The organism is Pseudomonas silensiensis (assembly GCF_050434865.1).
Classification (GTDB): domain Bacteria; phylum Pseudomonadota; class Gammaproteobacteria; order Pseudomonadales; family Pseudomonadaceae; genus Aquipseudomonas; species Aquipseudomonas fluorescens_W.
Genome location: NZ_JBNDJH010000009.1, coordinates 176646 through 194790 on the forward strand (window position 1 = coordinate 176646; position 18145 = coordinate 194790).

Sequence of the window (18145 nt, forward strand, 5' to 3'; positions counted from 1 at the left end):
CACGGCGTGACTCGTCATGCCCGTGCTTCCCATTTCTGTCATTGGTCGATGCCACACTCGACCCTTAAGCAATTGCCCCGGAGATGATTCATGAGCCGTATCGTTACCGTCGCCGCCACCCAGATGGCCTGTTCCTGGGACCTTGAAGCCAACATCGAGACCGCTGAGAAGCTGGTCCGTGAGGCCGCGGCGAAAGGCGCGCAGATCATTCTCATCCAAGAACTGTTCGAGGCTCCGTACTTCTGCCAGAAGCCGAACCCGGATTACCTGCAGTTGGCCACCACCGTTGAAGACAACGTCGCCATCAAGCACTTCCAGAAAGTTGCCAAAGAACTGCAAGTCGTTTTGCCGATCAGCTTCTACGAACTGGCGGGCCGCGCGCGTTTCAACAGCATCGCGATTATCGATGCCGACGGCAGCAACCTCGGGATTTATCGTAAAAGCCACATCCCGGACGGCCCTGGCTATCACGAAAAGTATTACTTCAATCCGGGCGATACCGGCTTCAAAGTCTGGAACACCCGTTACGCGAAAATCGGCGTGGGCATCTGCTGGGACCAGTGGTTCCCGGAATGCGCGCGCAGCATGGCGTTGCTCGGTGCGGAAATCCTGTTCTATCCGACCGCAATCGGCAGCGAGCCACACGACAAGACCATTTCCTCCCGTGATCACTGGCAGCGCGTGCAACAAGGTCATGCCGGCGCCAACCTGATGCCGCTGATCGCCAGCAACCGCATCGGCAACGAAGAGCAGGACGGTTACGACATCACGTTCTACGGCTCATCGTTCATCGCCAACCAGTTCGGCGAGAAAGTTCAGGAGCTCGACAAGACCGAAGAAGGCGTGCTGGTTCAAAGCTTCGACCTCGATGAGCTGGAGCACATCCGCAGTGCGTGGGGTTCGTTCCGTGATCGTCGCCCGAACCTGTATGGCACACTAAAGACCCTAGACGGTTCCCTGGAGTCCTGATCGCTATGACCACTTTGAACAGCACCCCTCGCGCTGATGGCTTTTACATGCCAGCCGAATGGGCGCCGCAAACCCAGACCTGGATGATCTGGCCCGAGCGCCCGGACAACTGGCGCCTGGGTGGCAAACCGGCGCAGGCCGCGCACGTCGCGGTGGCCAAAGCCATTGCGCGCTTCGAACCGGTAACCGTGGCGGTTTCCGCCGGCCAATACGAAAACGCCCGCGCCCGTCTGGACGTGCCGAATATTCGTGTGGTGGAAATGTCCAGCGACGACGCCTGGGTTCGCGACACTGGCCCGACGTTTGTCATCAATAACAGTGGCGAAGTCCGTGGTGTGAATTGGGACTTCAACTCGTGGGGCGGTTTCGACGGTGGTCTGTATTCGCCGTGGAATCGCGACTCGCAGGTTGGCGGCAAGATCCTCGAGATCGAGCGCAGCCAGCGCTACCGCACCGAGGGCTTTGTGCTCGAAGGCGGTTCGATCCACGTCGATGGCGAAGGCACGCTGATCACCACCGAAGAATGCCTGCTGAACCGCAATCGCAATCCGCACATGAACCGTGCAGAAATCGAAGCGGTGCTCAGCGCGAATCTGGCTGTGGATAAAATCATATGGCTGCCGGACGGTTTGTTCAACGACGAAACCGACGGCCATGTGGATAACTTCTGCTGCTACGTCCGTCCGGGCGAAGTGTTGCTGGCCTGGACCGATGACCCGCAGGACCCGAACTACCCGCGCTGCCAGGCGGCAATGAAAGTGCTGGAAAACAGCACCGACGCCAAGGGTCGCCCATTCACGGTGCACAAGATGCCGATTCCGGGGCCGCTGTATGCGACCGAAGAAGAGTGCGCGGGTGTTGATCCGGTGGACGGGACTCAGGAGCGTAATCCGACCGTGCGTCTGGCCGGTTCCTACGTGAACTTTCTGATCGTTAACGGCGGCATCATCGCGCCGAGCTTTGACGACCCGCTGGATGGTCCGGCCAAAGAGATTTTGCAGGCACTGTTCCCGCAGCACGAAGTGGTGATGGTGCCCGGCCGCGAACTGTTACTGGGAGGCGGTAACATCCACTGCCTTACCCAACAACAGCCAGCACCGCACAAGGAGTGAGTGAGGTTGTAACAGCTTGAGTTGATTGCAGAATCGATTCGGCAAGCGTTTTGCCTTCCCGTTTTGCAGAGAGCCCGCGGTCCTTCAGGACCTCGGGCTTTTTTGTATCCACTTGTCGACAGTTACGAAACCTTGGCACAGCTCTTGTATCTCTCATGGTGCAAAACAGGGAGGGGGAGAACTGCGATGTTCTGTCATAAACCTTGGATATGTTAGCCGCTCACAAACCAGGAGAGAGCGCGGAAATGAACGCCGAAATGAATGTTGTGGGCGAACGGGCGTTGCATCCCCTGGCAGTAAACAGCGAATCGCTCCAGGTCCTGGCGAACTGGTTGAAGTCCAATGGAACGCGTCAGATCAGAGAACCTGATCCGCGCCGGATGATGATCGAACGCTATCCCGCTGGTTTATTCAGCGAGGCGGAGCTGGAAGCGTTGTGGGATGTGATGGAAGGATAAGAAGAAAAACAACGGATTGATAAAAGCGCTGCCGGGATGGCGGCGCTTTTTTATGGGCGAAGGTTTTTTGTGGTCTACACACAACCCCTGTGGGAGTGAGCCTGCTCGCGATAGCGGCTGGACAGTCAACATCGATGTTGATTGATCCACCGCATTCGCGAGCAAGCCCGCTCCCACAGGTGCTCGGTGTGAACACTTTATTTGTGATCCACACCGGTTAAACGGTGTTTAGAAGCTGTAGGTCCCGGTCACGACCAGGCTGCGCGGTTCACCCGGCTGAATCTGCGCCGCACTGGTGGCCGACGAGTAATAGGTCTTGTCGCTGATGTTGTTCAGCGCCGCGCGCAAATCCCAATCCTTCTGCCGGAACCCGGCCAATGCATCCCAACGGCCATAACCCGGCAGGACGGTGGTATTGAGGTTGTCGGCATAACGCTGGCCCACCAGGGTCAGACCGGTTTCGGCGTACCAGCCCATTTCCGGTTTCCAGGTCAGGAACAGGCTGCCGTTATGCTTGGCCACGTTGCTGATCCGTTTGCCTTCAAAGCCGTTGTTGTCCTTTTCGACCGTCGCGTCCTGCACACCCACGCCACCGCGCACGTACCAGTTGCCAGCGATCTTGCCGGTCCCGGTCAGCTCGATCCCGCGGGAACGTTGCACGCCGGTCATCAAGGTGACGGTCGGATCGTTGGGGTCGCTGGTGCGGCGGTTGTAGAGTTCCAGTTCGTAGATCGCCAGCGTGGTACTCAGGCGGTCATCGAGCCAGTCGCTCTTCACGCCGATTTCCTTTTGCTTGGTCAGCTCGGGACTCAGGTCGTTGCTGTTGCCGGCAGCGCCTGGGGTGATGCCGATCAAACCCCCGCCCACTGGCGAGAACGTCTTGGTCCAGGACGCATAAAAGGAATGATTCTGCAGCGGCGTCCACACCAGTCCTACACGCGGGCTGGTGCTGTGACTGTCACGGTCTTCGGAAATGTCCCGCAGCTTGTTGGTCGACTCAATGTCGAAGGTGTCGTAACGCAAACCCGCCAGCAGTTGCCATTGATCGTTCAGACGCAGTTGATCCTGCACGTACACCGCACGGCTTTCGACTTCGGTGTGAGTGCTGCTGGACACTTGCATCCGCCCGGTATGGCGCAAATTGCGGTCGGGGTTGTACAGGTCCAACGCCGGTACGGGAGAACTACCCCGTCCGGAAGTCGCCGCGTTGTACAGGGTAGGGTCGCGCCGCTGGCTGCCGATTTCGATGCCGGTCAGCAAACGATGCTCAAGGCCGAACGTGTCGAAACCGCCTTCCAGTTCGACGTTGTTGTAGACGTTGCGGGTGGTCAGGTCCTGTTGCCAGTGCTGGCGCGTGACCTTGTTGGTCGCCGGGGTATAACCCGTCAGGTAGGTGTTGTCGAAATCGCTGTTGAGCTTGAACACGCCCAGGGTATGGCGCAGCTGCCAGTTGTCGCTCAGCTCATAACTGAGTTTCGAGCGCAGGGATTGCGACTTGTCGTCGATGAAATCGTGTTCGCTGCCGTAGGTCGTATCCCGTCCTACGTCCGCCGGGCGCCCGTTTACACCGGGGATACCGCGATCCGGCGTACGGTTGTAGCGGCTGTATTCGTACTGCACCAGCCAGTTCAGGTCCGGCGTCAGTTGCCAGCTCATCGACGGAGCGAACAGTTGGCGATTGCCGCTCACGCCGTCGCGGAAGCTGTTTTGATCCATGTTGCCCATGTTCAGGCGCAGGCTGATGTTCTCGCTCGGGTCGGTGCTGAGGTCGGCGTAGAGGCTGCGCAAATCTTCGCTGCCGCCCTGGGCCTCGACGGTCGAGCGACGACCGAATTCGGGCAGTTTGCTGACCCGATTGACGATCCCGCCCTGACTACCACGGCCATACAAAACAGCGGCCGGGCCTTTGAGGACTTCGATGCGTTCGATGTTGTGCAAATCGCGCACGTATTGGCTGTCGTCGCGGATGCCGTCGAGGTAGAAGTCGTTGCTGGCGTCGAAACCGCGGATGCGCAGGCTGTCGAAGCGCGTATCGGCGCCGCTGCTGACGTTGGGGATACCGCTCAGCGCGGTGCCCAGATCGTTGGTGCCGTAATCCATGACGTTCGCGGTTTTGATCGAGTCGATGGCTTGTGGAACGTAGCGCACCGGCGTGGTGGTGCGAGTCGCGGTGCTGGTTTCTTTCACGCGCGGGTCATCGGCTTCAGCTTCGGCGCTGATCGACGTCTCGGGTAAAACGATGGGGGCGGCGCAGGCAAAACCGGCAGAGAGAAATGCAGAAAGCCCAAGGGTGACGGGCGTGAGGCGAAAGGGGGCAGGCATCTGAAGCGCATCCGAAAGGGTAAAGTAAATCGAGGGTGCGAATGGTAATGCTTGCTATTTACTTCCGTTAATTATTCTTGAAACGATTCGCTGTTTGATTATTTCGAATTGTGTCGAGATGGCAACAGTGGGGCCATAAGGCCATTCGACCGATTCATGAAACAGACTGAAAGCCATTCCAGCGTTTTTCAGAAACAGGCGGAGGGCTAATCTGCCGGCATCTCGTTTTCCTACACTTTTGCCGGAGTCTTCCCATGATCCTTCACTACATTTACGACCCCTTATGCGGCTGGTGCTACGGCGCAAAACCGCTGGTGCAAGCCGCCCAGGCTGTGTTGCCAGTGATGGCCCACGGCGGCGGCATGATGACCGGCGCCAACCGCCAGACCGTCTCGCCACAACTGCGCAACTACGTGATGCCCCACGACCGGCGCATTGCCGAGTACACCGGCCAGCCGTTCGGCGAGGCGTATTTCGAAGGATTGCTGCGCGATGAGACAGCGGTGTTCGATTCCGCACCGCCGATTGCCGCAGTGCTGGCAGCCGAGCAGATCGCCGGCCGCGGACTGGAGTTGCTGGGGCGTTTGCAGAGTGCTCACTACGAGGAAGGTCGACGTATTGCCGATGAAGCGGTGTTGTTAGAACTCGCGAAAGACATCGGTCTTGAACCGCAAGCGTTTCAGGCCGCTTTCCACGAAGCTGAAACCGATCGCCACATAAAGGACAGTCGAGCACGCTTGGCCGAGGTCGGCGGTCAGGGTTTCCCGACCTTCGCCCTGGAACACAACGGCCAATTTACTCTGATCGATATCGGCCCGTGGCTCGGCAAGCCGCAAGCTTTCGCGGCATGGCTGAGTCAGTCGCTTCCCGCACAAGCGTCGTCATCGGAGCTTCAAACCTGTGGCCTGAACGGCTGCGCCCATTGATGTCGACAAGTGATTTCTTAGACGTTTTTCGCCTATTTACAGACGATCCATGAAATTGACACATGGTTAAGGGCGCGGCTAGGATTCGCCCCACGCCTGTGGCTAACCGCCATGACTCATAAAATAACAAAAAGGCCCGCCACGATTTTTTCGTGCGCGGGCCTTTTTGTTTGGGGTGAAAAAAGAGTGCGATAGCGCCGTTTCAGCCGTTCGACACAGCGCGTATCAACCGATCATAAGGAAAAGAACAACATGTTGAACAAGCGAATCAGCCTGATCGCTCTGGGGATGTTGAGTGCTACACAGGTCATGGCTAACGACCAGGCCGAATCCAAGGGTTTTGTTGAAGACAGCAGCCTCAAAGTGCTGCTGCGCAATGCCTACATCAATCGCGACAAAAAAGACGGCAACGATGACCAGCGTGAATGGGGTCAGGCAGCTATCGGCACTTACACCTCGGGCTTCACCCAAGGTACCGTCGGCGTAGGCGTTGATGCCTTTGGCCTGTACGGCTTGCGTCTGGACCGTGGTAGCCATAGCGGCGGCCAAGGCATCGACTTCTTCAAGGTAGGCGACAGCGGTAACCCGGCCGGCGATCTGGCCAAAGCCGGTGGCGCGGTAAAATTCCGCGTATCCAGCACCGTCCTGACTTACGGCGACCAGATGCCAGTCCTGCCGGTGTTGAGCTACGACAACGGGCGTCTGCTGCCGGAAAGCTACACCGGCACCCTGATCACCTCCAAGGAGATCAAAGGCCTGGAGCTGAATGCCGGTCGCTTCACCGCCGAATCGCGCAAAAGCGCTGAAGGCCATGACAGTGGCGGCCTGAAGTCGATCAACGTGTTGGGCGGTAGTTACCAGTTCACCGAACAGTTCAAGGCTGCGCTGTACGCCTCCGACGTCGAAGACGTGTTGAAGAAGCAATACGTGAACGCCAACTACGTGTTCCCGATCGACAAGGATCAGTCCCTGACCCTGGACTTCAACGGCTACCGCACCAAGCTGGAAGATTCCTACGTCCGCGACAGCGGTGCCACCGGCGACGACAACAAAATCTGGAGCCTGGCCGCCACATTCGCCACCGGCGCGCACTCCTTCACGCTCGCCCACCAGCGCAGCACCGGCGACAGCAACCTGGGCTATGCCTACGGCGGCTACCAGAAGGACCAAGGTCGCATCGGCGACGGCGGCAACACCATCTACCTGGCGAACTCCTACTGGTCCGACTTCAACGCCGAAGACGAACGCAGCTGGCAGCTGGGCTACGGCCTCGACTTCAGCACTTTCGGTATTCCAGGCCTGAGCTACAACTTCGCCTACGTACGCGGCGACAACATCACCACCTCCACTAGCGAAGGCGGTACCGAGCGCGAAATCTTCAACCAGTTCAAGTACGTCGTGCAAAGCGGCCCGGCCAAAGACCTGAGCGTGAAACTGCGCAGCTCGATCCTGCGTGTGTCGCAGAAATCGAGTGAGTACAACTCCAGCGGTAACGAAGTGCGCGTGTTTGTGGATTACCCGATCAACATTTTCTGATGATCGGTTGCACCATCGAGGCCTGATGCAAGGCTGAGAAAGAAAAGCCCCGACTGGTTCGGGGCTTTTTTGTGGGCTCGATTTAGAGCTCAACGCTCTCAGCTATTTCCTGCATTGAACCGGGACGGTTCTCGAGTAGGAAAGGGAGCAGGCTGATATTCATCGCGTGCTTAAACGGTTGAAATACTGGGCGGGACATCCAGCTGATTTTGGTTACTACCATGGGCATATTGCTGAAAACTACAGTGCGTTGCCGCATTGATGAGGATTTGAAGACGCAGGCTACTGAGGTCTTGAATGCTTGCGGCCTGAGCATTAGTGATGCCATGCGTCTTTTTCTTCGTCAGGTTGTAGAGACTCAGGGCCTCCCGCTTGAGGTACGCGTCCCCTCGGAGAAGACGGCCCGCGCCATGATGGATGCACGAGATATTCGCCAGCGGTTCGACTCGATAGACGACATGCTGAGGGACGCTGATGGTGAAACCGGAAAAGTCTTAGAAAATCCGTAAGCGAACAAAAACTAAAAGCATGTTCAGATCTGTACTACTCTGAAGGCATATCCCTTTGCCCGAAGGAGTCCTTCCAATGGCCACTTCATCCCCCGTCCGCACCGCTCCCCAAGAGCTCGACACACCGGAAGCCGGCCGTGTGGCGCTCAAGTTCTTCTTCAACCTGATGGAGCGCTGGGGCTGCACCGCCGAAGAACAGCGCACGCTGTTGGGCAAAGTCGGCAACACCACTTTTTATAAATACAAACACCTGCCGCCCAATGTGCGTCTCCCCCACGACACTCTGGAGCGCATTTCCTACCTGATGGGCATCCACAAAGCCCTGAGCATCATCTTCAGCAACAACCGCGACCGCGCCTACAAATGGGTCAGCAGTCCGAACACCGCCGCCCCGTTCAATGGTCAATCCGCGTTGAGCTATATGCTGGCCGGCCGGGTGGTGGACATCGCTGACGTGCGTCGCTACCTCGATGGCGTCCGCGGCTGATGGCCCCGGAAGTCGTGCTCCCCGAGTGGAACCGTGCTTACCGGATGATCAACAGCGCGTTCCCCCCGATCACCCTGTTTGAAGACGTGCTCGACCCCGAGGACCTGCAAACCGCCTACGCACTGGAAGCCCTGACCAACGACCGGTTGGTACAAGAAGCCGGCGTGCTCTCCCGCGTGCTACCCGAAGACCGAATCTCCGGGCCCGGCTCATCACCGGTCATGGCCGCCTTCACCCACATCGGCAAAACCAGCCGCTTCACCGACGGCACCTACGGCGTTTACTACGCCGCCAGCAGCCAGGCCGCCGCCATCGCCGAAACGAGCTATCACCAGGAACGCTTCCTCGCCGCGACCAACGAGCCCGACATCGAGTTGACCCTGCGCACCTACGTCAACAAAGTCGTCAAACCGATGCACGACATCCGCCAAAACTATCCGGACCTGCACAACCCGGATCCTGACGCTTACGGGCCGTCACAAGCCTTCGCCCGGCAACTGCGTGAAACCTTGTCGTGGGGGCTGCTTTACAACAGCGTTCGGTTGCCTGGCCATGAATGTGTCGCTGCGTTTCGTCCACCGGCCGTGTCCATTCCGAAGCAAGGCAAGCACATTCGATATGTGTGGAGTGCGAGCAGCCGGAAGATCTCGTTTGTGTTTGAAGTCAGCGAGGTGTGAGCCGGAAACTAAAAAGCCCCGATTGATTCGTAACACTGTTCACTCAAGCGCGCTCTTAGATCGTGCGCATCTTTGTGGCGAGCGAGCTTGCTCGCGCTGGGCTGCGTAGCGGCCCCAAAAATCTGACAATCATTGCCGATTTTTGTGAGTGCTACGCACTCAAGTGGGACGGTGCGGCGTTCCGACAAGCTCCCTCGCCACAGATTTCTCTGATTCAAGACTCCCTTAAGTGAACAGCTTTACGATTGATTCGGGGCTTTTTACGCGTGCGGCTCGGGTCTACGTGACCACATCACTGGTTACGATTGTTACCTGGTGCATCGAGCACCTTCGCTACGTCATCGATGATCGCCTTACTCATATCCTGCAAAAAATGCGACGCCCAGGCATGTCGGTCGGTGTCACGAACCATGGCGGCGTCTGATGCAAGGAGTTTGGGGCGTGGGATGAAGGTTTTAATGGGTTTTATTGCTGGGCAATAATTATGGCAGTCGTAATTTTTATTATCTGAAAAACGCAAAGGAGATATCAGGAATGGATGTTGAACTGAGCCAGTTTCAGAAGGATTTACTGGAGTCTGTACGCGAAATGAATGCGAGCCGCGCGGTTCGAGTCTCTGAGACCAGGCCGCTGCAATTACAGGATTGCATCGACACTTACGTGTCGTCTTCAGCGACACATCACAAGAACGTGTCGCTGAAACTGGAAAATAGCGACACGTAAAAAAGTGGATTACGGGAGGAGTGGTTGATTCCTACAGATTGTTCATCGCCCGAGAGGGGTCATCAACGGCAGCAGCGTAGAGATCGCTAGCTAGCTTCAATCAGCGCTCGTTCTTCCAACCAAATCTCCTGAACAAACTGGTCCGTAATTGCATAAATTCCATGCCCGCGCCGCATGATGATGTTCTCGGCGACCAACGCAATTACCACCGGTTGAATCTCTTCAACACGCACCTCACGGCCCACAGTTTTAGAGTACTCAGCCGCAGCATCGATGGAGAAAATACCCCGAGCATCGCCTTCCGTAGACGCGATTTTGTTGAATATGGCCTGAGCTAAACTACCTAACAGCTCCACTTTTTCTAGTTCGATGCTGGCCGCCGCCGAACGCAAAGTGCTGGCAATAACAGGCAGGAAAAGATCGGGATCACCTTCTTGCTGCATGAGCTGTCGCAAGGCTTTGAGCATTTCCTCAGGCCGATTCCCCAAGGTATTGAATGCTTCGATGGCGACTCCTAGTGAAGGTAGTTTTTCTTTCTTCACCGTTGCAGCGAGCCGGTTAAGCAAGTATTCAACGTAATCCCCTTTCAGCACCGGATACGCTGTCGATGTCGCGCCAGAAAACGCCTGGTTCCTCTTCGCCGTCAGTTCGCTGACTTGCGCCCTGTGCGATCCCGTTCCAATAAATAGAAAGTAACCCGGTGTATCTGGTCGAGGATTGATCGCATCACGAGCAGCTTTGAGTGCCAGAAGCAGCTGATTACCATCGTCGGATGAAATGGCATGCTGCACTTCGTCGATGATCAGCACCAAGTCGGTTTTCGCTTGATCAACAACCTCTGTCAGCGCCTGCGCCAGCGTTGGCCCGCCTGAGTTCCCGATGCTGTCGAGTTTGAAACCAAATTTGAATCCTGCTGCGCCTACATCAACACCGCTGACACGCTTGAGCATCTCGAGCAAACCGGAGCCAGGTGTTTGGAGCTGCTGCAGGGTTTTACGGATGGCGTCATGCACCAGTGCTGCCGGATTGGCCAGCGTGTCACTCCATAGGTCGACGTAAATAACCAGAGCTCCCGCTTCTTCTAGCGCAGGGATGAGGTCGCTCCTCAGGAATGTCGTTTTACCGGTCCTGCGCAGGCCCGATAAAAACAGACCTGAGCGTAAACCTTCATCGAGAACACCCGGATTGAGAAGCTGGTTCGCCATCTCTTCAGCCAGTTCAGGGCGCTGAAAAATGCTGCTCATGCAATTACCTCTTTTTATGGATACGCCATAATTATTGGCCAGCCATAATTTAGCATAAAGGTTGAGAACTGGCCTGAGGGTGCTCCAATCGCCATTTCCAGAGCGAAAAGGAAGTTTTTCCGACATGTCGTTGGCAGCGACATAACATCAAGACGTGTCGCAGAAATTGAAAAATAGCGACACGTTCGAACCAAAGCGATAGTTGTCAGGTACAGAAATTTCACGTCTGGCTCATTACACCACGTAACTAATGATGTTCCCGCCCCCACCTTTATCCCCTCCAGCTAACTCCCTACATTGAACTCCAACGCCGACCCATTCATTCCGAAGGGAAGGTCACTTGGAGATTCCTCATGCCTTTCGTAAGCGTACGCATCACCCGCGATGGCGTTACCTCTGAGCAGAAAGCTCAGGTGATCGCCGAAATCACTGAAACCCTGGAACGCGTCCTGAAGAAGGATCCGCACCTGACCCACATCGTTATCGAAGAAGTCGACACCGATAACTGGGGCTACGCCGGGATCACCACCACCCAGTACCGCAGGCAACTGGCAGAGGCGGAGGACAAGTCGTGACCGCGTCCGTCTCCATCGATTTCATCTCCGACGTGGTGTGCCCGTGGTGCGCCTTGGGCGCGACGGCGCTGGAGCAGGCGATCGAGAACGTGGCCGGTGAGGTCTCGGTGGAGCTGACCTACAAGCCCTTCGAGTTGAACCCGGACATGCCGGCAGTCGGCGAAAGAGCGGTCGAGCATTTGATGCGCAAGTATGGACGAACCGCTGAAGACGTCGCCGCCGGCAAAGCGATGCAGATCGAACGTGGCGCGGCCATCGGCTTCAAGTTTGATCTGGAGAAGCGCAGCCACTTCTACAACACGTTTGATGCTCACCGGTTGCTGATGTGGGCGTTGCAGGAAGGGCGGCAGGTCGCACTGAAGAAAATCCTGCTGCGCGCTTACTTCACCGACGGCCGGAACCCGAGCGATCGCGAGACGCTGGTGAGTCTGGCTGCTGAAGCGGGACTGGATGCGGAGGCTGCTCAAGAAGTGTTGGCGTCCGGAGCGTTTGCCAAAGAAGTGCGTGAGCTTGAAGAGTTTTACCGCCAGCGCGGCATCAATTCGGTTCCGGCCATGGTGCTGAACGGTCGCCACTTGGTGTCCGGTTCGCAGTCGGTCGAGTACTACGAACAGATGTTGAGACAAATGGCGAAGGCCCCCGCCGAAGCCTGATTACTTACTTTTTCAAACCATCATTTATTAGTTGAGGTTCATCATGAGCAATTCGAAAAAAGTCATCGTTATTACTGGCGCTTCCCAAGGTCTCGGCGCAGGCATGGTCAAGGCCTTCCGTGATCTGGATTACAAAGTTGTCGCCACTTCGCGTTCGATCAAACCGTCCACCGACCCGGACATCCTCACCGTGGCGGGCGACATCGGCAACCCGGAAGTCGCCCAGCAAGTCATCCGTGAAGCCATCGAACGTTTTGGTCGCATCGACACCCTGGTCAACAACGCCGGGATCTTCATTGCCAAACCATTCACCGCTTACACCCAGGAAGACTACGCCAACGTGCTGTCGGTGAACCTGAACGGCTTCTTCTACATCACCCAACTCGCGATCAACGAGATGGAAAAACAAGGCAAAGGCCACGTCGTCAACATCACCACCAGCCTGACAGACCACGCGATTGACGGTGTGCCGTCGGTACTGGCTTCGCTGACCAAAGGTGGTTTGAACGCTGCGACCAAGTCCCTGGCGATTGAATACGCCAAGCGCGGGATTCGGGTGAACGCCGTTTCCCCAGGCATCATCAAGACGCCGATGCACGGCGAAGAAACCCATGAAGCGCTGGGTAATCTGCACCCGGTCGGCCACATGGGCGAAATCAGCGATATCGCTCAGGCGGTTGTGTATCTGGACAACGCCAACTTTGTCACCGGCGAAATCCTGCACGTCGATGGTGGTCAGAGCGCGGGTCACTAAGACCTGCTTTTCCAAACCCCGGAAACAACAAAGCCCTCGTATTTCTACGAGGGCTTTGTTTTGTATGGTGCCGACACCAGACGGAATAATAGATCCGTCCCCTTTTTACTCCGGGCATGGCCGCCAGCGAACTAAACTAGTTGTATCTGCATAGCAGATGTCTCTATAGAGGTAAGGAGGTGTCAAATGGCTATTCATGATACCTATCGGGAAATTGAACAGGCCCTGGGTCAGGTACCGGAGTGGATTAAGCAGATGCCGGAAGGCGGAGCGATCGGATTCTGGGGCGTAGCCCGGGATTTCTGGCTGGCGGACACCAAGATTCCTAATAAGTACAAGGAGTTGATAGGTCTGGCGGTGTCTGGGGCGACTCGTTGTAAGTATTGCGCCCTGTTCCATACCGAAGCCGCGCGCTTGTTTGGCGCGAGCGACGAGGAAATTTCCGAAGCCAGCTTTATGGGCGCGCTGACCATGATGGGCAGCACCTTTATTAACGCCCAGCAGATCGACTACGAGCAGTTCCGGCAGGAGACGCTGAGTATCGTCCGATATGTCAAAGATCACTCGCAACCCAAAGCCGCTTAAGCCGTTGCGGGAACCAGTCCTTCGCCAACTGACGAAGGATAAGTTGATTGCAATCACCAGCGATGGTCCTAGGACCACCGCTCGGTGGCAAGCGGCTGTGCTGCGAGCCATCGGCGAACTAATGCAATGCAGCGATACCGCCCGCGAAGAAAGCCAAGACCTGCGCATTCCCTTCGCCAAAGCACTCCATGACCTCTATGCGGGGCAGAAGTCCGACGCCGAGTTGACGGAAATGGTGTTGCTGATGCTGGAAGTGGAAACCGCCCCCTTGCTCGGCAAAGGGCCCTAGGCAGGAGCGGCATCTGGGAGCAATGGGGGGCTATCAAGGTCGGGTAGAAGCAGATTCTCCAACCCCGGAAACAACAAAGCCCTCGTATTTCTACGAGGGCTTTGTTTTGTATGGTGCGGCACCAGACGAACGGTAATGGTCGGCGGGGCTAGGTTTTCTGCGGGTCTGGAGTTCGGTGGAAAATTTTACGTACCCCAACCAGTAACTATAAATAAATCAGCTAGTTATGGCTTTCAGTGGAATCGAATTGGGATGGTTAGTCACGGGCGGATCAATACTCATTAACGTCAAGTAACGCTTGTTAAGCGTTGTACTGGGCGGCTTTCAGAATAGCTTTGCGTCCTCTGATTTTATTCGCGAGTTCTAGGCTGATACAAGGCCATTTGATATCATGCCTCTACCGCAGCCTGCAAGGAAGTACGCAGATGGATTTGACGAATGTTTATCTTGGAAAAAGCGCACAGTTTTATAAAGTTAAGAAAAGAATAACTAAAAAGAAAATTTCTGAAGTTTTTGCAGGGGTGGCCGCGGAGAAAATTGGCGGATTCTTAATAAGAACTATCAAGGAAGAAGTAGTTGTCAATGATGAGCTCGTTTTATGCTCGGCGATCGCTTATAAAATTATTAGTGAACCCTCATTTCTTGATCGGACAGCTATTCGTGAGGAAAAGTACGCATTTGCATTAATTGTTGAGTACGATTCGGCTGTGGCGATAATAAAGAAGCATATTTCTTCGCTAGAGAAGAAATTTTCAGATTTCTTAGATGAATTCGAGTATGAGAAATTTACAAATTTTCAAGGCCGAAATGATCCAGAGTATGAAAAAGTTACAATGAGCAATATGGCAATTTCTGATGCTGTCATAAGAAGCAGAGCATACGAAGCCCGAAGGTTGAATGGGATACTGTCTTCAAATGCCTCAAGCCGTGCGATTCCGCAAAGTTTTAGGATTAAGGTTCAAGGCGATACAATTACTTTGACTCCTAACGCATCCCGAGTGACCCTGCGAGATAAGCGATCAGATATAAATGAAATCATAAAGTGGGCGATAGCAACAATTACGGAAATTAGAAACTTGGCGAATAAGAGCGAGTTCATAAATAGCTTCGCATCACCTATAACTCTTGAGGAAATCATCCAGAAAGGTTTCGTTCCTATAGCGTTGTTTATTAATCTTGACGAGTTAGACGAACTGATAAGGTCCGGTGCCTCTGCATCGGAAATAAAGATATTACGTGGTGGTGTTGAGGAGGCGATGACTCCGCTTCAGATGAACCGTCTGTTCGACTGTTTCAAAACTCCGGCTAAGATTTTGGCCGGAGGATCGATGTTTTTTAAAGGTCAAGAAGTCTCTGGTACTATCACCTTGCAAAAGCGGGTCGCCTCTTTCAAGTCAAAAATAACAGATAGCATCGTATTGTATATTGAAAATGAACCGAAAATTTCATTAACAAAGTACATTAACTCCTACAAGCCATTTTCGATCATGTTCAATACTCCGCAATACGCTTATTTTGGAAGGGAATGCTTCGAAGACAAAAAACTGTTAAACAATTTGCCGGCAATTTTGTCGATATTCAATGACGGATATGATTTTTCGGGAGTGCGAAGCGAGAAGGAAAAGAATAAAGATAAGAAACACTCGCCTAATATTGATAAGTTTCCTGATCTATCATTGTTCAGAAAGGTTGAAGATTTAGTATGCTTACCTGATGGGGTCACCGTATGTGACGATATGAACGATGAGTGGGCTGATCACATTTTTTTTGAGCCTGACTCTAGTCCTCCGGCAATATCATTCATACACTCTAAATTTGTTAAAGGTGAAAGTTATGGTGCGAGTAGTTTTCATGAGGTTGTCGCACAGGGTCTAAAAAATATAGGTCGTACCTTTGCCGATGTCGCGGAGTTTAAAGAAAAACATGATCGTGATTGGGCAGGCTTTTACGAAAGCACCAAAATAACCAGGATCAGAGATGGAAAAAAATGGGCAGATATTGAAAACGCATTGAACACCATCACTGCCAATCAAAACTCAGTGCGAAAAATAGTATTGGCGACCCCTTTCTTAAAAAAGAGTGTGCTGAAAACGCAGTTCGATGAGCTGCAGCGCACAGGGAAGTGCAGGCCGCACTACATTCAGTTAATTTGGCTGATTAATACTTTCATTGGTGCGTGCAAAGAATATGGCGTACAGCCTCATGTTCTATGTAATCCATGAGGCGGATAGCGTGGTGGTGAATTTTTGCTCATCAAAGGCGGCTGCAAAGCTGTCTTGGACCGTATCTGTGTTGTCGAAAATAATGCAATCGTAAGGCGAATAAAATGGCCAAAGTGGAAGTGAAAGCTAAAGGGATTAAGAACAGGCTGAAGGCTGTTAAACCCTACAAAGCTATATCAGAATACATATGGAATGGTTTTGACGCTGGTGCGAGCGCAATTGATATTAGATATGAAGTTGATGAGCTCGGCGGCATTAAGCATCTATCTGTGCATGATAATGGTTTAGGGATTCCATATCTTCAAGTCGAAAATAAGTTTAAGCCAATTCTCTCTTCAGAGAAGAGAGACCTAGAGGTACAGCATTCGCTCGTACATGGTAAAAACGGACTAGGACGTTTGACTTTCTTTCATTTTGCCCAGGCAGCAGTGTGGCGTACTCGATACATCAAAGGCGATGATGTGTGTGCATATGAGATAAGCGTATGCGACGACAACATTGATAACTATGTTTACTCCCCAGAGGAGAAAATTGTAAATGAGTCGACAGGTACGTGTGTTAGCTTTAAAAATATTATAGGGTTGTCTGAGTCTTATATTCAAGTCGAGCTAATTAGCTATTTGAGAAAAGAATTTTCTTGGTTTCTTGAATTGAGAAAAAATCAGGGCTTTGCGATTCGTATAAATGGGGCTGATCTTCCATATGATTCATTGCTTAAAGACGTTGAACTGTTTTCTGTTAATATAGGAAACTGGTCTTTCGATGTGAGCTTTGTTAGGTGGTCGCAAAGACTAAATCGTCATTTTTCTAGGTTTTATTGCTCGGATGTTTCAGGTGAATTTAAGTATTCTCGGCCTACAACGCTGAATAATAAAGGTGATGAGTTTTATCATAGTGTCTTTATAGTCAGTGATTATTTTAAAGGGTTTTTGGTTGGCCGAAGCGGAGGTCAGTTAGATATGTTGTCGGCCCATACTGATCAATCTGATGAGTTTAGAGAGTTGATAAAAACTATCAATTCATTCTTGAGGGATAAGCGAAAACCATTCGTAGTTGATCATGCAAAAAAATTAGTCGAAGAATTTGAGGCGAAAGGGTATTTTCCTGAATTCAACTCAAAAAATCGCTGGGAATTAGTTCGCCATGAGGATCTGAAAGAGACAATTACTCAGCTCTATCAGGTCGAACCGAAAATATTCGCAAATTTAAATTCTACTCAAAAAATAACATTTATAAGATTTATTTCTCTGATCGTCGATAGCGGTGAAGTGGAAGACTTGTTTAGGATACTTGATGGCGTCGTAGATTTATCTTCAGGGGAGCGAGAACGGTTTGCAAGGCAGTTACAGACAACGAAGATGTCATCGATAGTAAATACTATCGAGTTGATAAGTGATCGTTATAAGTCCGTAGCGGAATTTAAGAGACTTGTTTTTGATCCTGGTATGTACGCAGGAGAAGTTCCTCATCTTCAAAAAATGATGGAGAAAAACTATTGGCTTATAGGTGAGGAATATCGACTTCTTACTGCCGCCGAGCCAAAATTTGAAGAGGCCCTCCGCAGGCACACCTATTTGCTCCATGGCTTAGATCAAAAGGAAGTAGTTGATCATGAAAGCAAGAATAGGGAAATGGATTTGTTTCTTGTTAGGCAAGGAAAAAAACAAAGAATAGTCGAAAATATTGTAATTGAGCTTAAACATCCTACTAATGTAAGGATTGGAAAAAAAGAATTCGATCAGGTTTATGATTATTACCAAGTAATAAAATCCGTGCCGCAGTTTAATGGCTCAAATATGGATTGGAAGTTTTACTTGATAGGTAACGATTTTGACTCAACAGGTTATATTGAAAGTCAAATTAAGAGCCACAAAAGTCACGGGGAACCTGGGCTCATATTTTTAGGGGAGTACAAAGTTTACGCGATTAGATGGAGTGAGATATTTATTGAGTTTGAGTTAAAACATGATTTTTTAAATAAAAACCTTCAGTTGGAGTTAGAGCGCCTTACTGACGGTCAGCACGACTCTGCAGACGACATTGTGTTGGGTGAAAGAACTTCAGATGCACCGAAGGAAATGGTCGCATAGGCGTCTTGGATTCT

General features: G+C 52.8%; 19 protein-coding genes. 16 read left to right on the forward strand and 3 right to left on the reverse strand.

Going from position 1 to position 18145, the window contains the following annotated elements; translation table 11 throughout:
* Positions 1-90: 90 nt before the first annotated feature.
* The 3 genes from aguB to QF010_RS15380 all read left to right on the forward strand — a co-directional run bounded on the left by aguB (position 91) and on the right by QF010_RS15380 (position 2539).
* Positions 91-969, forward strand: coding sequence for an N-carbamoylputrescine amidase (gene aguB, locus QF010_RS15370; protein ID WP_429533445.1), 879 nt, complete (start codon positions 91-93; stop codon positions 967-969).
* A gap of 5 nt (positions 970-974) precedes the next feature.
* Positions 975-2081 (forward strand): agmatine deiminase, encoded by a 1107-nt coding sequence (gene aguA / locus QF010_RS15375; RefSeq protein ID WP_033058363.1) that lies wholly within the window; start codon positions 975-977, stop codon positions 2079-2081.
* A 245-nt stretch (positions 2082-2326) separates the two neighbouring features.
* Positions 2327-2539 (forward strand): hypothetical protein, encoded by a 213-nt coding sequence (locus tag QF010_RS15380; RefSeq protein WP_033058360.1) that lies wholly within the window; start codon positions 2327-2329, stop codon positions 2537-2539.
* A gap of 228 nt (positions 2540-2767) precedes the next feature.
* Here the strand turns inward: QF010_RS15380 and QF010_RS15385 are convergent, their stop codons facing one another.
* Positions 2768-4861 carry a TonB-dependent receptor gene (locus QF010_RS15385; protein WP_429533446.1) on the reverse strand — a complete coding sequence of 698 codons (2094 nt, stop codon included), beginning with the start codon at positions 4859-4861 and terminating at the stop codon, positions 2768-2770.
* Between the two features lie 254 nt (positions 4862-5115).
* Between QF010_RS15385 and QF010_RS15390 the strand changes: the two genes are divergently transcribed.
* The 5 genes from QF010_RS15390 to QF010_RS15410 all read left to right on the forward strand — a co-directional run bounded on the left by QF010_RS15390 (position 5116) and on the right by QF010_RS15410 (position 8996).
* Complete coding sequence (locus tag QF010_RS15390) at positions 5116-5787, forward strand: DsbA family protein (protein ID WP_429533447.1); 672 nt, start codon at positions 5116-5118, stop codon at positions 5785-5787.
* A gap of 252 nt (positions 5788-6039) precedes the next feature.
* Positions 6040-7323: an OprD family porin gene (locus QF010_RS15395; RefSeq protein ID WP_033058353.1), complete on the forward strand. Its 1284-nt coding sequence runs from the start codon at positions 6040-6042 to the stop codon at positions 7321-7323.
* 221 nt (positions 7324-7544) lie between these two features.
* The gene (locus QF010_RS15400) at positions 7545-7832 is read left to right on the forward strand and encodes a type II toxin-antitoxin system RelB/DinJ family antitoxin (RefSeq protein WP_429533448.1); all 288 of its coding nucleotides are present in this window, start codon (positions 7545-7547) and stop codon (positions 7830-7832) included.
* 76 nt (positions 7833-7908) lie between these two features.
* The gene (locus QF010_RS15405; RefSeq protein WP_033058347.1) at positions 7909-8319 is read left to right on the forward strand and encodes an MbcA/ParS/Xre antitoxin family protein; all 411 of its coding nucleotides are present in this window, start codon (positions 7909-7911) and stop codon (positions 8317-8319) included.
* Positions 8319-8996 carry an RES family NAD+ phosphorylase gene (locus QF010_RS15410; protein ID WP_033058344.1) on the forward strand — a complete coding sequence of 226 codons (678 nt, stop codon included), beginning with the start codon at positions 8319-8321 and terminating at the stop codon, positions 8994-8996. Before QF010_RS15405 ends, QF010_RS15410 begins: the two co-directional genes overlap by 1 nt.
* Before the next feature lie 292 nt (positions 8997-9288).
* Here QF010_RS15410 and QF010_RS15415 read toward each other — a convergent pair whose 3' ends face one another.
* Positions 9289-9465 carry a DUF3077 domain-containing protein gene (locus tag QF010_RS15415; protein WP_429533473.1) on the reverse strand — a complete coding sequence of 59 codons (177 nt, stop codon included), beginning with the start codon at positions 9463-9465 and terminating at the stop codon, positions 9289-9291.
* 65 nt (positions 9466-9530) lie between these two features.
* Here QF010_RS15415 and QF010_RS15420 point away from each other — a divergent pair, with 65 nt between their 5' ends.
* On the forward strand, positions 9531-9719 hold the full coding sequence (locus tag QF010_RS15420) for a hypothetical protein (protein WP_033058341.1): 189 nt from the start codon (positions 9531-9533) through the stop codon (positions 9717-9719).
* 86 nt (positions 9720-9805) lie between these two features.
* Here the strand turns inward: QF010_RS15420 and QF010_RS15425 are convergent, their stop codons facing one another.
* On the reverse strand, positions 9806-10963 hold the full coding sequence (locus QF010_RS15425) for an AAA family ATPase (protein ID WP_033058339.1): 1158 nt from the start codon (positions 10961-10963) through the stop codon (positions 9806-9808).
* Between the two features lie 353 nt (positions 10964-11316).
* On the opposite strand from QF010_RS15425, the gene QF010_RS15430 reads away from it, so the two are divergent.
* The 7 genes from QF010_RS15430 to QF010_RS15460 all read left to right on the forward strand — a co-directional run bounded on the left by QF010_RS15430 (position 11317) and on the right by QF010_RS15460 (position 18131).
* Complete coding sequence (locus QF010_RS15430) at positions 11317-11538, forward strand: tautomerase family protein (protein ID WP_033058337.1); 222 nt, start codon at positions 11317-11319, stop codon at positions 11536-11538.
* On the forward strand, positions 11535-12191 hold the full coding sequence (locus tag QF010_RS15435) for a DsbA family oxidoreductase (RefSeq protein WP_429533449.1): 657 nt from the start codon (positions 11535-11537) through the stop codon (positions 12189-12191). Before QF010_RS15430 ends, QF010_RS15435 begins: the two co-directional genes overlap by 4 nt.
* Positions 12192-12234: 43 nt before the next feature.
* Positions 12235-12945, forward strand: coding sequence for an SDR family NAD(P)-dependent oxidoreductase (locus tag QF010_RS15440; RefSeq protein ID WP_429511363.1), 711 nt, complete (start codon positions 12235-12237; stop codon positions 12943-12945).
* 186 nt (positions 12946-13131) lie between these two features.
* Positions 13132-13530, forward strand: coding sequence for a carboxymuconolactone decarboxylase family protein (locus QF010_RS15445; RefSeq protein ID WP_429533450.1), 399 nt, complete (start codon positions 13132-13134; stop codon positions 13528-13530).
* A 121-nt stretch (positions 13531-13651) separates the two neighbouring features.
* Positions 13652-13819 (forward strand): hypothetical protein, encoded by a 168-nt coding sequence (locus tag QF010_RS15450; RefSeq protein ID WP_429511361.1) that lies wholly within the window; start codon positions 13652-13654, stop codon positions 13817-13819.
* Between the two features lie 425 nt (positions 13820-14244).
* Positions 14245-16041, forward strand: a complete 1797-nt coding sequence (locus tag QF010_RS15455; protein WP_429533451.1) for a hypothetical protein — start codon at positions 14245-14247, stop codon at positions 16039-16041.
* A 104-nt stretch (positions 16042-16145) separates the two neighbouring features.
* Positions 16146-18131, forward strand: a complete 1986-nt coding sequence (locus tag QF010_RS15460) for an ATP-binding protein (protein WP_429533452.1) — start codon at positions 16146-16148, stop codon at positions 18129-18131.
* The last annotated feature ends 14 nt before the right edge of the window (positions 18132-18145 follow it).

Bases quoted from the DNA above. Each gene is read 5' to 3' on its own strand.
- aguB (WP_429533445.1), top strand. From the start codon at position 91: ATGAGCCGTATCGTTACCGTCGCCGCCACCCAGATGGCCTGTTCCTGG.
- aguA (WP_033058363.1), top strand. From the start codon at position 975: ATGACCACTTTGAACAGCACCCCTCGCGCTGATGGCTTTTACATGCCA.
- QF010_RS15380 (WP_033058360.1), top strand. From the start codon at position 2,327: ATGAACGCCGAAATGAATGTTGTGGGCGAACGGGCGTTGCATCCCCTG.
- QF010_RS15385 (WP_429533446.1), bottom strand. From the start codon at position 4,861: ATGCCTGCCCCCTTTCGCCTCACGCCCGTCACCCTTGGGCTTTCTGCA.
- QF010_RS15390 (WP_429533447.1), top strand. From the start codon at position 5,116: ATGATCCTTCACTACATTTACGACCCCTTATGCGGCTGGTGCTACGGC.
- QF010_RS15395 (WP_033058353.1), top strand. From the start codon at position 6,040: ATGTTGAACAAGCGAATCAGCCTGATCGCTCTGGGGATGTTGAGTGCT.
- QF010_RS15400 (WP_429533448.1), top strand. From the start codon at position 7,545: ATGGGCATATTGCTGAAAACTACAGTGCGTTGCCGCATTGATGAGGAT.
- QF010_RS15405 (WP_033058347.1), top strand. From the start codon at position 7,909: ATGGCCACTTCATCCCCCGTCCGCACCGCTCCCCAAGAGCTCGACACA.
- QF010_RS15410 (WP_033058344.1), top strand. From the start codon at position 8,319: ATGGCCCCGGAAGTCGTGCTCCCCGAGTGGAACCGTGCTTACCGGATG.
- QF010_RS15420 (WP_033058341.1), top strand. From the start codon at position 9,531: ATGGATGTTGAACTGAGCCAGTTTCAGAAGGATTTACTGGAGTCTGTA.
- QF010_RS15425 (WP_033058339.1), bottom strand. From the start codon at position 10,963: ATGAGCAGCATTTTTCAGCGCCCTGAACTGGCTGAAGAGATGGCGAAC.
- QF010_RS15430 (WP_033058337.1), top strand. From the start codon at position 11,317: ATGCCTTTCGTAAGCGTACGCATCACCCGCGATGGCGTTACCTCTGAG.
- QF010_RS15440 (WP_429511363.1), top strand. From the start codon at position 12,235: ATGAGCAATTCGAAAAAAGTCATCGTTATTACTGGCGCTTCCCAAGGT.
- QF010_RS15445 (WP_429533450.1), top strand. From the start codon at position 13,132: ATGGCTATTCATGATACCTATCGGGAAATTGAACAGGCCCTGGGTCAG.
- QF010_RS15450 (WP_429511361.1), top strand. From the start codon at position 13,652: ATGCAATGCAGCGATACCGCCCGCGAAGAAAGCCAAGACCTGCGCATT.
- QF010_RS15455 (WP_429533451.1), top strand. From the start codon at position 14,245: ATGGATTTGACGAATGTTTATCTTGGAAAAAGCGCACAGTTTTATAAA.
- QF010_RS15460 (WP_429533452.1), top strand. From the start codon at position 16,146: ATGGCCAAAGTGGAAGTGAAAGCTAAAGGGATTAAGAACAGGCTGAAG.